Raw genomic sequence first — 14,298 nt, 5'->3', positions numbered from 1 at the left:
ACCATGAGCCGGGTACTGCCCGCGTGACCGCCGGGCGGCAATCGGCCGCCCCGGCCACGGCGCCAAAGCTGGAGCCGGTGGCTATCATCGGCATCGGCTGCCGCTTCCCCGGCGGCGTCGCCGACCCGGGCGGCTTCTGGGACCTGCTCATGTCCAGGACCGACGCCATCGGTGACGTGCCACCGGACCGCTGGGACGCGAACGCCTTCTACGACGCCGACCCGGCGACCCCCGGTCGGATGACCGTGCGTCAAGGCGGCTTCCTGCGCTCGCGCGTGGACCGGTTCGACGCCGGCTTCTTCGGCATGACACCGAGGGAGGCCGCCGCGCTGGACCCGCAGCAGCGGCTGCTGCTCGAAGTCGCCTGGGAGGCGTTCGAGGACGCGGGGCTGCCGCCGGAGCGGACGGCGGGAACGGGCGTCGGCAGCTACGTCGGAGGCTTCACCTTCGACGCCGCGACGGCCCAACTGGGCGCCAGTGAACGCGATTTGATCAGCACCTCCACCCCGACAGGCGTCAGCATGACCATGCTGGCCGCCAGGCTCTCCTACGCCTTCGACTGGCACGGGCCGTCCCTGACGATGGACACCGCCTGCTCCTCCTCGCTGGTGGCGCTCCACCACGCCTGCGTCGCCGTGTCCCGGGGAGAGTGCGAACTGGCCGTGGCCGGAGGGGTCAACGTGATGACCAATCCGGTCACCACGATCCTCATGTCGAAGGGCCAGTTCCTCTCCCCCGACGCCCGCTGCAAGTCCTTCGACCACCGTGCCAACGGCTACGCGCGCGGGGAAGGCGCGGGCATTCTGGTCCTCAAGCCGCTGGCCGCCGCCGAGCGCGACGGGGACCACATCTACGCCGTGGTGCGCGGCACCGCCGTGAACCAGGACGGCCGGACGCCGGGTATCACCGTGCCCAGCGCCGACGCCCAACGGGCCGTGATCGGCCGGGCATGCGCCGCCGGAGACATCGACCCCGCCTCGATCGGGTACTACGAGGCGCACGGCACGGGGACCGCCGTGGGCGACCCCATCGAGGCGAACGCCATCGGGAGCGTGCTCGGTGACTCCGGCCGGACACACTGGATGGGCTCGGTGAAGTCCAACTTCGGGCACACCGAAGCAGCGGCCGGAGTGGCCGGCGTGATCAAGGCGGCGCTCTGCCTCGAACGCGGCCTCATCCCGGCCAACTTGCACTTCGAGAAGCCGAACCCGAAGATCCCGTTCGACTCCCTGCCGCTGCGCGTGCCCACGGAGGTGACCGACTTCCCCGCGTGGAGCGGGCCGCGCCGGGCCGGGGTGAACTCCTTCGGTTTCGGCGGCACCAACGCACACGCCATCTTGGAGCAGGCCCCCGTGGGCGGTGAAACCACTGGTGGTGCACTCGTTGACGGTGAAACCGCCGGCAGTCCACCGGTTGATGGCGAAACAGCCAGTAGCGAACCCGCCGACGCCGAGACCGAGGGCGGCACTCCCCGGCTGCTCGCGCTGTCCGCCCGCAGCCCCAAGGCGCTGCGGGCACTCGCCGACCAGTACGCGGAGTTGCTGGAGCGGCCCGGCGCGCCGCCCCTGCGGCGGGTCGCCCGGGCCGCCGCGCGACAGCGCCAGCACCACGCGCTGCGCACCTTCGTCGTCGCCGGCGCCCCGGCCCGCGCGGCCGAGCTGCTGCGGCAGCGGGAGGCCGGCTCCCGGCCCTCCTCCCGGCCCGAGGTCTCCTTCGTCTACACCGGGATGGGCCCGCAGTGGTGGGGCATGGGCGCCGAGTTGCTGCGCACCTCCGACCGCTTCGCCGAGACCGTCGCCGCGTGCGATGCCGTACTGGCCCGCCACGGCCTCTCGATCCGCGACGAACTGCTGCGGCCCGAGGCCGACTCCCGGCTGACCGAAACGCTGTACGCGCAGGTCGCCAACTTCGCCGTACAGGCGGGGCTCACCGCGATGTGGCGGGAGTGGGGCATCGAGCCCGCCGCGATAGTGGGCCACAGCGTCGGTGAGGTGGCCGCCGCCTACGCGGCGGGCGTCTATTCGCTGGAGGACGCGCTGACGATCTCCTACCACCGCGCGAACCTCCAGGCGCGGCTGGCAGGCCGCGGCGTCATGGCGGCCGTGGACATGCCGGAGGAGGCGCTGCGCCCGTACCTGCTCGACGGGGTGGACGTGGCGGCGGTCAACAGCGCGACCGCGACCACCCTCGCCGGGGACGCCGACGTCATGGCCGAGGTCACGACCCGGCTGGAGGCCGCCGGGGCTTCCGTGAAGCGGCTGCGGGTCGAAGTGGCTTACCACAGCCATCAGATGGAGGAGATCCGCGAACCGCTGCTCGCCGCACTGCGCGGGATCACACCCCGCCCGGCCGAGGTTCCGCTGGTCTCGACCGTGACAGGCGACCGGGTGGAGGGGCCCGAGCTGGACGCGGAGTACTGGTGGCGGAACGTCCGCCGGCCGGTGCGCTTCGCCGAGGCCGTGGGCCGCCTCGCGCAGCTCGCGTCCGGCGCGTTCGTGGAGGTCGGCCCCCACCCCGTGCTGGCCACGGCCATCGACGAGGCGCTGGCCGGGCGCGGCGGCGAGCTGGTACGGGTGGCCTCGCTGCGGCGCGACCAGCCACAGCGCAGCCACATGCTGGAGGCCCTGGGCACCCTGTACGCGGCCGGTGCCGAGCCCGACTGGGAGCGAGTGCACCCGGGCCGCCGCGAGCACCTCGATCTGCCCCGCTATCCCTGGCAGCGGGAGCACCATTGGAGCGAGTCGGCGGCCGGCCGGGAGGCGCGGCTGGGCGGGGACGGGCCACGGCTGGCGGGCCGCAGCGTCCAGGCGACCACTCCGACCCGCGAGGTGCGGCTGTCCACGGCCGAGTTCCCGTACCTTCCCGACCACCGGATCGGGCAGACCGTCGTCTTCCCGGGCTCGGGATACCTCGAAGCGGCGCTGGCCATGTTCCCCGAGGACGCGCCCGTCTCCTTCGAGGACGTCGTCTTCCAGCGCCCGCTGATCCTTCCGCCCCACACCATCACCACGCTGCGCACCGTCCACGACCCGGAAAGCGGCCTCGTCACACTCCACTCCCGGGAGCGGGACGACGAGGCGTGGACGCTCCACGCGCGGCTGCGCCGCCCCGAACTCACCCGCCCGCGAACGCCGCGGGCCCGCGCCGAGAGCCTGGCCGAACTGACCGCCGGTCTCGAACGCTGGGGCCGCGACGACATCTACGCCCGGCTGGACGAGACCGGCCTGGAGTACGGTCCGGCGTTCCGGGCCGTCAAGGGGGTGTGGCACCGGGAGTCCACCGGAGAGGTCTTCGCCGACCTCAGCACCGGAACCGTGGACCCCGACGGCTACCGCCTGCACCCGGCGCTCCTCGACGCCGCCCTCCAGGCCATGATCGCCGGGGCCCTGCGCTCGGCTTCCGACGTCACGGGCGCCACATATGTCCCGGCCCGCATAGCCGAACTCCGCTTCCACCGGCCGCCGGGCGAGCGGCTGTGGGTGCACGGACGGGATCTCGGCAGCACGGTCGAGGGGCGCATCGAGTGCGACCTGACCCTGGTCACCGACGACGGCGAGGTGGTCGCGGAGGTCTTCGGCCTGCGCGCCCAGCGCATGGCCGACAGCCGCGCGGAGGAGCGGACGAGCCCGCCGGAGCCGTACTACGAGCACACCTGGCACCCCCGCCCGCTTGAGGGCGCGGGGGACGCCCGGGGCACCTGGATCGTCGTCGGCCCCTCCCCGGCGGACACCGGCCTCGCCCACGCACTGGAGGAGCGCGGCGGCACGGTCGTGCGCATCTCCCCGGACGAAGCCGCGGGCGACGTCGAGGGCGACTGGCCCGAGCGGGTGGCCGCGCTCGTCGCGGGCGCACCGGACTGCCGCGGCGTGGTCTACGTCAACGCCCCGGCTTCGCGCGGCGCGGCGGACGATCTGCCGGGCGAGGCGACGGAGGAGGCGGCGGACGGCAGCGCGGCGTGCTCGCCCGTCGCCGACCCGCTGCGGCTGGTGCGTGCCCTCACCGCTTCGGCCTCCGCCACGCGGCTGTTCCTGGTGACCTCCGGCGCCCAGAGCGTGAGCGGGGACGATGCCACGAGCGACCCGTTCGCCGCGTCCCTGTGGGGCTTCGGCCGGGTGGTCGCGGCGGAACGGCCGGAGCTGCGGTGCCGCCTGATCGACCTCGGCTCCGACGCGTCCGGTGCCACCGGCCGCCACCCCCTGGGCGCGCTCGCCGACGAGCTGACCCACGAGGGCCTGGACGAGGTGGCGCTGCGCGGCACCGACCGCTACGTACGCGCCCTGGAGCACGCCGGAGACCGCTCCGCGCTGCACCACCTGACCGTCCGCACCGACCGCACCCCGGTGCGCCTGCACACCGACGGCGTCAGCGCGGACGGCCTGCGCTTCCACGCGGCGTCCCGCCGCGCGCCCGGCCCGGCCGAGGTCGAGGTCGAGGTCTCCCACGTGGGCCTCAACTTCAAGGACCTGCTGAAGGCCACCGGTCTGCTGGCCCCCGCCGCGCGGGAGGGCAGCTACTCGCAGGACACCCTCGGCCTGGAGTGCTCGGGCACGGTGGTCCGGGTCGGCGACGCGCTCCGCGAGGCGGGCGGCGCCGCCGAACTGCGCGTGGGCGACGAGGTGTTCGTACACGCCCGGGACCTCTTCTCCTCCCACGTGACGGTCGATGCCGTCCGCGTGGTCAAGAAGCCGGCGACGCTCTCGCTCGCCCAGGCGGCCTCCCTGCTTCCCGTGATCACCGCGCACCAGTCCCTGGTGCGGCTGGCCGGGGTCCGTGCCGGGGAGCGGGTGCTGATCCACTCGGCTACCGGCGGCGTGGGCCTGGCCGCGGTACGCATCGCGCGCCGACTCGGCGCCGAGGTCTATGCGACCGCCGGCAGTGAGGAGCGCCGGGAGTTCCTGCGCGGTGAGGGGGTCGCGGGCGTCGCGGACTCGCGTTCGACGTCCTTCGCCGACGACATCCTGCGGATGACCGACGGGGCGGGCGTGGACGTGGTCGTCAACTCGCTGGCCGGCGAGATGCTGCACAAGAGCCTGGGGCTGCTGCGCTCGTTCGGCAGGTTCGTCGAGCTGGGCAAGGCCGACATGGCCGCCGACCACGCGCTGCGGCTCGCGCACTTCCACCGGGCGCTCTCGTTCCACGCGTTCGACTACGACCGGATGATGCTGCTGGACCCCGAGGCCGTACGCGCCTGCATGCGGGAGATGGCCGAGCTGTGCGAGCGCGGCGAGTTCGAGCTGCCGCCGGTCACCGAGGTCGCGGCCGGGCAGGTGGACGAGGCGTTCCGGTCGATGGCCGGTCGCGACCGCGTCGGCAAGACCGTCGTCAGGATCGCCCGCGAGCCGGTCACCGTCCCGGCGTCCTCCATGATCCCCGCCACCTCTTCCCTGAGCCCCGACGGGATCTCCGCGCCCCCCACCGCGGCCACCGCGAATTCCACCGCGCCCCCCGCACTCACCACCCCGGCCGACGCGACCGGCGGCCCGAGGGGCACCATCGCCGCTGCCGACCCGACCGCGTCGCCCGTCCGGCCCGATGGCACCTACCTGATCACCGGGGGCCTGGGCGGCCTCGGCCTCGTGGTGGCCGAATGGCTCGCCGGGCAGGGCGCAACCCACCTGGTCCTGCTGGGCCGCAACGGCATCGCCACCGACGAGGCCGAACGGGTGGTCGGCGAACTGCGGGCATGCGGCGTCGAGGTGCGCGTCGAGAAGGCCGATATCGCCGACCGGGCCGCCGTCCGGGCCCTGCTGGCCCGGATACGCGCCCAACTCCCGCCACTGCGCGGCATCGTGCACGCCGCAGCCGACTTCGACGACGTGGTGCTCGCGGACACGAACCCGGAACGGCTCCTGACCGCGACCCGTCCGAAAGCCGACGGCGCCTGGAATCTGCACCTGCACACGCGGGAGGACGAACTCGACTTCTTCCTGCTCTTCTCCTCCATCGCCGCGCAGCTCGGCGCCGCCGCCGCGGGCGCCTACGCGACCGCCAACGAGTTCCTCAACGCTCTCGCCCGCCACCGCCACGCCCAGGGGCTGCCCGCGACCAGCGTGGGCTGGGGAATGATCGACACGGTCGGCGTGGCCGTCAGCCGGAACGGCACTGTCGGCACCATCCTGCGCCGCAACGGCCACATCGGCATGGTGCCCGCACAGTTGGTGGCCGAGCTGGAGGTCCTGCTGCGCACCCGGCCCGTCGAGGCGTCGGTGGCCCACGTGGACTGGCGGCGCTGGGCCCAGGCCAACCCCCAGCTGGCGCCGCTGCCGGCCTTCCGCTCGCTGGCGCCCGAAAGCGGACCGGTCGGCGACGGCGGCGAGACCTCGCCCTCGCGCCGCCTGCGCGAGGTCACCGGCGAGGAGCGCCTCCAGCTGCTGTCCGAGCTGCTCGTACCCCTGCTGCACCGGGTGACGGGCCTGTCCGAGGAGCAGCTTCGCGACCAGCAGTCGGTGGACATCGACTCGCTGATCGGCGTCGAGCTGCGGGTGCTGCTCCAAAACGCCCTCGGGGTGTCGGTCCCGGCCGTGCGACTCCTGCGCGACCTGTCCGTCGAGCGGCTGGCGGCCCTGCTCGCGGACGAACTGGACCGGGAGCCGGCGGATACCTTCCGCCCCCAGGAGCACCTCTCCGCGCACACCTTCCCCTCCGCCGACGGGCTGGAAATCCACGGCCACCTCAGCGTGCCCGCCGGTCCCGGCCCCCACCCGGCGGTCGTCGTCTGCACCTCGGACCGGGGCGGAGCGCTGGACGACAAGGGCCGCTACGCGCGCGTCAGCGAACACGCGCCGCTGCACGCCGCCGGATTCGCCGTCTTCACTGTCGACCAGCGCGGCGCCCCAGGGCACGGTGAGGAGTACACCGCTCGGGCCGAGATGGGCGGCGCGGACATCGACGATGTGGTGGCTGCGGCCCAGTACCTCGCGGACCTGCCGCAGATCGACGCCGCCCGGCTGAGCGTCCTGGGCACCAGCCGGGGCGCGTACTCCGCGCTGCTGGGGCTCGCGCGCGAGCCCTCGCTGTGGCAGCGCGCCGTCCTCCTCATGGGCCTGTACGACCCGACCCGGCTGGTCGAGGCCGAGTCGTCCGATCCCGGTTCGCTGCTCCCCTCCCACCCCGACGTCGGACCGGACACGATCCGCGCCTACTTCGACGACCCGCGGCGGCAGCCCCTGCACGCCCTCAAGGAGGTCAGGACGCCGCTGTTCGTCGTCCACGGCGAGGCCGACGAGGTCGTTCCCGTGGGACAGGCGCACGATCTGGCCGCCCGGGCGGAACAACTCGGGCTCCCCGCACACCTGGTGACGGTTCCCGGGCTGGGGCACGACAACGAGCACGCCGGAGCGGAATGGCCCGGACTGTGGCCCCGCATCATCGAGTTCCTGGGCGGGTCGGCATGACGGACGACGCGAGCGGCGGCATGAGCGAGAACCCCGTGACGCACGAGAACGGCGAGAACGGCGAGAACGGCGAGAACGGCGAGAACGGCGAGAACACTGTGCGCACGGACGCGGTGATCGTCGGGGCCGGCATCTCGGGCCTGTGCCAGGCCGTGGAGTTCAGCAGGGCCGGGGTGGACTACGTCCTGCTGGAAAAGGCGGACGACCTCGGCGGCACCTGGCGCGATAACACCTACCCAGGGGCCTCGTGCGACATCGAGCCGCACCTGTACTCCTACTCGTTCGAGCGCAACCCCGACTGGAGTTCCACCTACGCCCGCCAGCCCGAACTCCTTGCCTACCTGCACCGCGTCGCCCGGCGGCGCGGAATCCTGCCGCACCTCCGCCCCGGCACCGATGTGACCGGAGCCCGCTGGGAGGAGGCGAGGGGCGAGTGGACGGTGACCACCGCCGGAGGGACCACGTACGTCGCCCGCTTCCTCATCCTCGGCGTCGGCGGCCTCCACACACCGCAAGTTCCCGCGCTGCCCGGGGCCGAGCGCTTCAACGGAGCCGTCTGGCACTCCTCCGGCTGGAACCACGACATCGACCTGACCGGCAAGCATGTGGCCGTCGTGGGAGTAGGTGCCTCCGGGGTCCAGCTCATTCCCGAGCTGGCCCGGCAGGCCGGTCGGCTGACGGTCTTCCAGCGCTCACCCGCCTGGGTGCTGCCGAAGTCCGATGTCCCCCACCCCGCCTGGCGCAAGCGGCTGTTCCGCGCGCTGCCGTGGGCCCAGTCGCTCTACCGGCTGCGGATATACGCACGCCGTGAGATGCGGGGCCTGGGCTTCCACCACAAGCCCGAGGCGCTGCGAGCGGCGGAGGATGTGGTGCTGCGCCAGATCACCCGCTCCATCGAGGACCCCGCGCTGCGCGAGACGCTCACCCCGGCCTACCGCATGGGGTGCAAGCGGATCCTGTTCTCCAACGACTACTACCCGGCGCTCAACGAGCCCCACGTCCACGTCGTCCCCGGCGCCCCCGCCGCGCTGCGCCCCTCAGCCGTCGTCGACGAGGCCGGTACCGAGCACAAGGCCGACGCGATCGTCTACGCCACCGGCTTCGATCTCACCGGTTCCTTCGATCGCATACGCATCGAGGGCACCGGCGGACGCCTGCTCGAAGACACCTGGCGCGAGGGCGGCATGCACGCCTACAACGGTGTCGCCGTCTCCGGCTTCCCCAACATGTTCCTCCTGCTGGGCCCCAACGGTTTCGTCTCCTACACCAGCGTCGTGACGAACATCGAGGCCCAGGCGCGGTACGTCGTACGAGCCCTCCGGGCGGTCCGGGCGACCCGGGCCCGCGCCCTTACCGTCCGCCCGGAGGCCGAGAAGCGCTTCAAGGCCGGGGTGCGCGAGCAGTACAACCGCACCGTGTGGGCCGTGGGCGGCTGCCACAGCTGGTACCAGTCGGACTCGGCAACGGGCACGGTGCTCTGGCCGGACTCCACGGTCCGGTACCGCTGGCGCCTGCGCACGCTGCGGCGGAAGGACTTCGACTTCCACCGGTAGCACCCTGCCCCTCCCTCCCGGAGGCAGCACCCCGCCGCTGAACCGGAGCGCTGAGCCGGGGCACCGGACCGGGGCATCGGGCCGGGGCGCTGAACGGCGTACCGCGCGCAGCATCCGGGCGACCCCGGCCGCGGACCCGGTTGGCCGGGTCGGCGGCCGGGGACTGACGAGTGCGGTCTTCAAGGAGGGGTGACCCACATGAAGCACGCACGCCCCGCGCGGGAACCGCAGGCCGGGTGGCGGGAGATCGCCGAGCGCGGCTTCCACGCGCTCGACGACCGGCTCCCGGTCGCCGCGGGCGGTAAGGCCCTCCTGCGGAAGGCTTTCCCCGAGCACTGGTCCTTCCTGCTGGGAGAGCTGGCGCTCTACAGCCTTCTGGTGCTCCTGCTGACCGGGACCTTCCTTACCTTCTTCTTCAACCCGGCCATGACCGAGGCCCCCTACGCAGGCCCGTACGAACCCCTCCGCGGCGAGCTGGTGTCACAGGCGTACGCCTCCACACTCAAGATCAGCTTCGAGGTCCGCGGCGGGCTGCTGGTCCGTCAGGTCCACCACTGGGCGGCGCTGGTGTTCCTCAGCGCCATCGGGGTGCACATGCTGCGGGTCTTCTTCACCGGCGCGTTCCGCAAGCCCCGCGAAATCAACTGGCTGATCGGGGTGACCCTCTTCGTCCTCGCGCTGGCCGAGGGCTTCACGGGCTACTCGCTGCCCGACGACCTCCTCTCGGGCACGGGCCTGCGCATCGCGCAGGGCATCATGCTCTCGATGCCGCTGGTCGGCACCTACGTGAGCATGTTCGTCTTCGGCGGCCAGTTCCCCGGGCACGACATCATTCCCCGGCTGTATCCGGTACATATCCTGCTGGTCCCGGGGCTGCTGCTGGGGCTGGTCGTCGTGCATCTGCTCCTGGTCGTCGTGCTGAAGCACACCCACTGGGCCGGGCCGGGCCGCACGAACAAGAACGTGGTCGGGCACCCCATGTTCCCGCAGTTCGCGGCGCGATCGACCGGCCTGTTCCTCCTGGTGGCCGGGACGCTCTTCCTGCTGGGCGGGGTCGCACAGATCAACCCCGTATGGGACTACGGCCCCTACTCACCGTCCCAGGTGTCCACGGCCGCGCAGCCGGACTGGTACGTCGGCTTCCTCGAAGGTGCGCTGCGCCTGGTGCCGCCCTTCGAGACGGCGCTGTTCGGGCACACCCTGATGTGGAACGTGCTGCTGCCCGCTCTCGTCCTGCCCGCACTGCTGTTCCTCGCGCTGTACGCCTACCCCTTCTTCGAACGGTGGGTGACGGGCGAGGACGAGACACCGCACCTGGCCGACCGGCCGAGAAACCGCCCGGTGCGTACGGGGCTGGGCGCGGCGGGGGTCACGTTCTTCGGCGTGCTGCTCGCCGCGGGGGGCAACGATGTACTCGCCGACACCTTCGGCGTCTCGTTGAACGGGCTGACCTGGACCTTCCGCGTTTCGCTGGTGCTGGCCCCTCCTGTGGCCTTCCTGCTGACCAAGCACCTGTGCCTGTCGCTGCAGCGGAACGATGTCCGCCGGGTCATCGAGGGCAGGGAGACCGGCCGGGTCAGCCAGTCCGTCGAGGGCACCTTCCACGCCGAGCACCGCCCCCTGCCCCCCGGCGAGCGCTACACCCGCGCGGCCCAGCACTTCCCCCGCCCCCTCCCCCCGCAGATCACACACGACACGGCGGGTGCGGCGGACAAGGCAGGCGCGGCAAGCAAGGCAGGCGCGGCAAGCAAGGCAGGTGCGGCAAGCAGGCCAGGCAAGGCAGGCGCGGCAGGTACAGCGGGTGCGGGAGGCAGGCCAGGCAGTACGGGTACAGCGGGTGCGGCGGCCAAGACGCTGCAGGACCGGGCTGAGCGGCTCCGCTGGGCCCTGAGCCGCTGGTACTACCAGGACTCCCCGCCGCCGGAGTGGAAGGCGATCGGCCACCAGCGGCGAGAGCGGGGACCCCGTGGGGAGAGCGCGCTCAGTCGTCCATCCGCGCGTACTGGAAAGCGAATCCGCCTACGCCGCCGGCGGTGAGCCCCAGCCCGATCAGGAACAGCCACAGCCCGAGCACGACTCCGGCCGCCGCCAGCGTCACCCCGAGCGCCGTCACCGGCGGCCACGGGCTGCCGGGCGGGAAGAAGTCCAGCGGCCCTCCCCGCTCGCTGATCTCCCCGCTCCGGCGGTCCTCGGGCCTGCGGCCCCCGCGCAGGTACTGCACGGCGAGGAAGAACGCGATCAAAAGCGCCATGAGGCACGCGATCACCAGCGCGGCGGTGCCCGCGGGGTCCGCCGAGTAGACGGCGTAGGGCACGGTCACCCCGCCGAAGAAGAGCGCGACCCCGGAGAAGATGACGGCTTCGGTCTTCACAGCTGCCGCCGCCCTTCCGCCGCACCCGCCGCGCCCGCCGCGCCCTCACTCTTGCCCGCGCCCTCACTCTTGCCCTGGCCCTTGTCCTGGCCCAGGCCCTTGTCCTGGCCCAGGCCCTTGTCCTCACCCGTGCCCGCGCGTTCGGCGGCGGCTGCGCCGGGAGGAGTTCCTGGAGCAACGACGCCACCTAGGACGTCCGGGACACCTGGGACACCTGGTGTACCTGGGCCTGGGACACCCGGGGTGTCCGGGAGCGACGGCGCCCCGGAACCGCCCGGCCGAGAGGCGGCCCCGACGGGTCGTACCCCGGTGCTTTCCGGGGCGCCCGGCGCCACGATCGCCAGCCGCTCCTCGGCCTCGGGGTGGTTGAGCCAGAAGGCGGGCGAGTCGGAGCGGATGCGCGGCAGCGCCACGAAGTTGTGCCGGGGCGGCGGGCAGGACGTCGCCCACTCCAGCGAACGCCCGTACCCCCAGGGGTCGTCAGTGACGACCTTGTGCGCGTGCGTGGTCGTCCACCACACGTTGTAGATGAAGACGAGCGTGGAGATCCCCAGGATCAAAGCCCCTACGGAGGAGACGCTGTTGAGGAGCGTGAACCCGTCGGCGGGCAGATAGTCGGCGACGCGCCGCGGCATACCGGACGAGCCCAGCCAGTGCTGCACCAGAAAGGTCGTCTGGAATCCCACGAAGGTGAGCCAGAAGTGGGCTTTACCCAGCCGCTCGTTCAGCATGCGACCGGTCAGCTTCGGCCACCAGAAGTAGAAGCCGCCGAACATGGCGAAGACGACGGTGCCGAAGAGTACGTAATGCAGGTGGGCCACGATGAAATAGCTGTCGGTGGCGTGGAAATCCAGCGGGGGCGAGGCGATCAGCACCCCGCTGAGCCCGCCGAGGAGAAACGTGACGAGAAATCCTACGGCCCACAGCATCGGCGTCTCGAAGCTCAACGAGCCCTTCCACATCGTCCCGATCCAGTTGAAGAACTTCACCCCGGTGGGAACCGCGATGAGAAAGGACATCACCGAGAAGAACGGCAGCAGCACCGCGCCCGTGGCGAACATGTGGTGCGCCCACACCACGGCCGAGAGCATCGTGATGACGGACGTCGCACCGACCAGGCCGATATAGCCGAAGAGAGGTTTCCGGCTGAATACCGGAAAAATCTCGCTGACGACGCCGAAGAACGGCAGCGCCACGATGTAGACCTCCGGATGCCCGAAGAACCAGAAGAGGTGCTGCCACAGAACCGCCCCGCCGTTGGCCGGATCGAAGACATGCGCGCCGAACTTGCGGTCCGCCTCCAGGGCGAGCAGCGACGCCGTCAGCACGGGGAAGGCCAGGAGCGCCAGGATCGAGGTGAACAGCACGTTCCAGGTGAAAAGCGGCATCCGGAACATCGTCATGCCCGGGGCCCGCAGGCAGATGATCGTGCTGATGAAATTGACCGCCCCGAGAATCGTGCTCATTCCGGCGACGACCAGCCCCATCGTCCACAGGTCGCCCCCGACGCCGGGAGAGTATTGCGGCCCGTTGAGCGGCGCGTACGCGAACCAGCCGAAGTCCGCGGCGCCGCCCGGGGTGAGGAAACCGCTGACCACCATCAGGCCGCCCAGCAGATAGACCCAGTAGGTGAACGCGTTCAGCCGGGGAAAGGCCACATCGGGAGCCCCGATCTGAAGCGGCATCACGGCATTGGCGAAACCGGCGAACAGCGGGGTGGCGAACAACAGCATCATGATGGTGCCGTGCACCGTGAAGAGCTGGTTGTACTGCGCCTCGGACACCAACTGGAGGTGGGGCCGCGCCAACTCGGCGCGCATCAGCAGAGCCAGTCCTCCCGCTCCGAGGAAAAAGCAGAAGGCGGTGACGAGATACAGGTTGCCGATCACCTTGTGGTCGGTCGTCGTCAGCCAGCGCAGCACCATCCGCGGTCTCCGTTCGGGAATGCCTCACTCCTGTGGCCGTGACCCATCCAGCCACAGCAACGGCCCCGATTCCCGTACCCGAATCCGGTGCGCCCCCAGGTGAACCCCCTTGCGCCGCCACGGCCCGGCGATCCGCACCGCGGCCCACAGGACCGGTCCTTCGTCAGGCCCGACGGGGCTCACGGGCAAGAGACGCGTCATCCACCCGGGCTGTGCCCGCCCGGACTGTGTCCGCCCGGGCGGCATCCACCCGGGCGGCCAGCGTGGGGTGGTGGGCCCCCGCCCAGTAGAGCCGCCCGCAGGCGGTGCAGCGGCTGAACGTGTCGTACATGCGCCGGGTGCCGGGCGGCAGTTGACCGGCGATCTCTTCCTTGGCGACGGACGCCAGGATCCCGTTGCACGCCGGACAGCGCGTCCAGGGCGCCAGCGGCACCTCGAACCGGCCCAGCACATCGCCGATCTGATCCTCCGGGCGGCTGCCCCGCACATAGGCACCCAGCCACAGGGCCCGCCTGCGCAGCAGGCCCCGGTCCTGGGTCAGCAGGATGCGCCGTTCTTCGTCGGCCTGCCGCACCAACTCGGGGTCGGTCGCGTCGTTGCGGTAGGCGGTGTCCACGCCGAGCAGCCGCATCCGGCGGGCCAGCGCCCCCAGATGCACATCGAGGACGAACCGGGCCGGCGAGGGCGCCCCCGGAGGCATCGGCTGCGGGCGCGCCACGGGAACCGGCACGATGTGCGACCCGTCCGGGGGCCGGTAGGAGTCGGGGACGGCCACCCCGTCCGCCCACAGCCCCGCCACCTCCGTCAGCGGTACGCCGAGCGACTGCACGACGTGGCCGAGCGAGGAGGTCCCGTCGTACGGCCAGGACACGCCCTCCGCCGCGTCGGCCGCCCGACGGCGCAGCCGCGCGGGGAGAAAGAGCCGCAACTCCTCGGGAACATGCACGCGCAACTCCGGCCCGGCCGCGGCCCCCGGGCCCCGCGAAGCCGTCACCGGCGGACACCCCGCTCCGCCCCACGGCGGACGCCCCGGCCGCCCGGCCGCCTTCGGGCGC

General features: G+C 72.1%; 6 protein-coding genes. 3 read left to right on the top strand and 3 right to left on the bottom strand.

Annotated features, from left to right (window positions below):
* The first annotated feature begins 77 nt into the window (after positions 1–77).
* The 3 genes from ABD339_RS09790 (at position 78) to qcrB (ending at position 10,984) form a co-directional block, all read left to right on the top strand.
* Positions 78–7,394, top strand: a complete 7,317-nt coding sequence (locus ABD339_RS09790; RefSeq protein ID WP_344564250.1) for an SDR family NAD(P)-dependent oxidoreductase — start codon at positions 78–80, stop codon at positions 7,392–7,394.
* Complete coding sequence (locus tag ABD339_RS09785) at positions 7,391–8,947, top strand: flavin-containing monooxygenase (protein ID WP_344564248.1); 1,557 nt, start codon at positions 7,391–7,393, stop codon at positions 8,945–8,947. The genes ABD339_RS09790 and ABD339_RS09785 overlap by 4 nt, the downstream gene beginning before the upstream one ends.
* A 198-nt stretch (positions 8,948–9,145) precedes the next feature.
* Positions 9,146–10,984: a cytochrome bc1 complex cytochrome b subunit gene (qcrB, locus tag ABD339_RS09780; RefSeq protein WP_344564246.1), complete on the top strand. Its 1,839-nt coding sequence runs from the start codon at positions 9,146–9,148 to the stop codon at positions 10,982–10,984.
* On the opposite strand, the gene ctaF is transcribed toward qcrB, so the two are convergent.
* The 3 genes from ctaF to ABD339_RS09765 form a co-directional block, all read right to left on the bottom strand.
* Entirely contained in the window at positions 10,929–11,318 is a 390-nt protein-coding gene (gene ctaF, locus ABD339_RS09775; RefSeq protein WP_344564244.1) for an aa3-type cytochrome oxidase subunit IV, read from the bottom strand. The two genes, qcrB and ctaF, sit on opposite strands and share 56 nt — an antisense overlap.
* Positions 11,315–13,243: an aa3-type cytochrome oxidase subunit I gene (ctaD, locus tag ABD339_RS09770; RefSeq protein ID WP_344564242.1), complete on the bottom strand. Its 1,929-nt coding sequence runs from the start codon at positions 13,241–13,243 to the stop codon at positions 11,315–11,317. The genes ctaF and ctaD overlap by 4 nt, the downstream gene beginning before the upstream one ends.
* 163 nt (positions 13,244–13,406) lie before the next feature.
* Positions 13,407–14,195, bottom strand: coding sequence for a Mut7-C RNAse domain-containing protein (locus ABD339_RS09765; protein ID WP_344564454.1), 789 nt, complete (start codon positions 14,193–14,195; stop codon positions 13,407–13,409).
* Positions 14,196–14,298 lie beyond the last annotated feature (103 nt).

Source organism: Streptomyces axinellae, assembly GCF_039532135.1.
GTDB lineage: Bacteria > Actinomycetota > Actinomycetes > Streptomycetales > Streptomycetaceae > Streptomyces > Streptomyces axinellae.
This window is presented reverse-complemented; position numbering and strand designations above follow the sequence as displayed.

Coding starts and splice junctions, on each gene's coding strand:
- ctaD (WP_344564242.1), bottom strand. CDS start 13,243: ATGGTGCTGCGCTGGCTGACGACGACCGACCACAAGGTGATCGGCAAC.
- ABD339_RS09785 (WP_344564248.1), top strand. CDS start 7,391: ATGACGGACGACGCGAGCGGCGGCATGAGCGAGAACCCCGTGACGCAC.
- qcrB (WP_344564246.1), top strand. CDS start 9,146: ATGAAGCACGCACGCCCCGCGCGGGAACCGCAGGCCGGGTGGCGGGAG.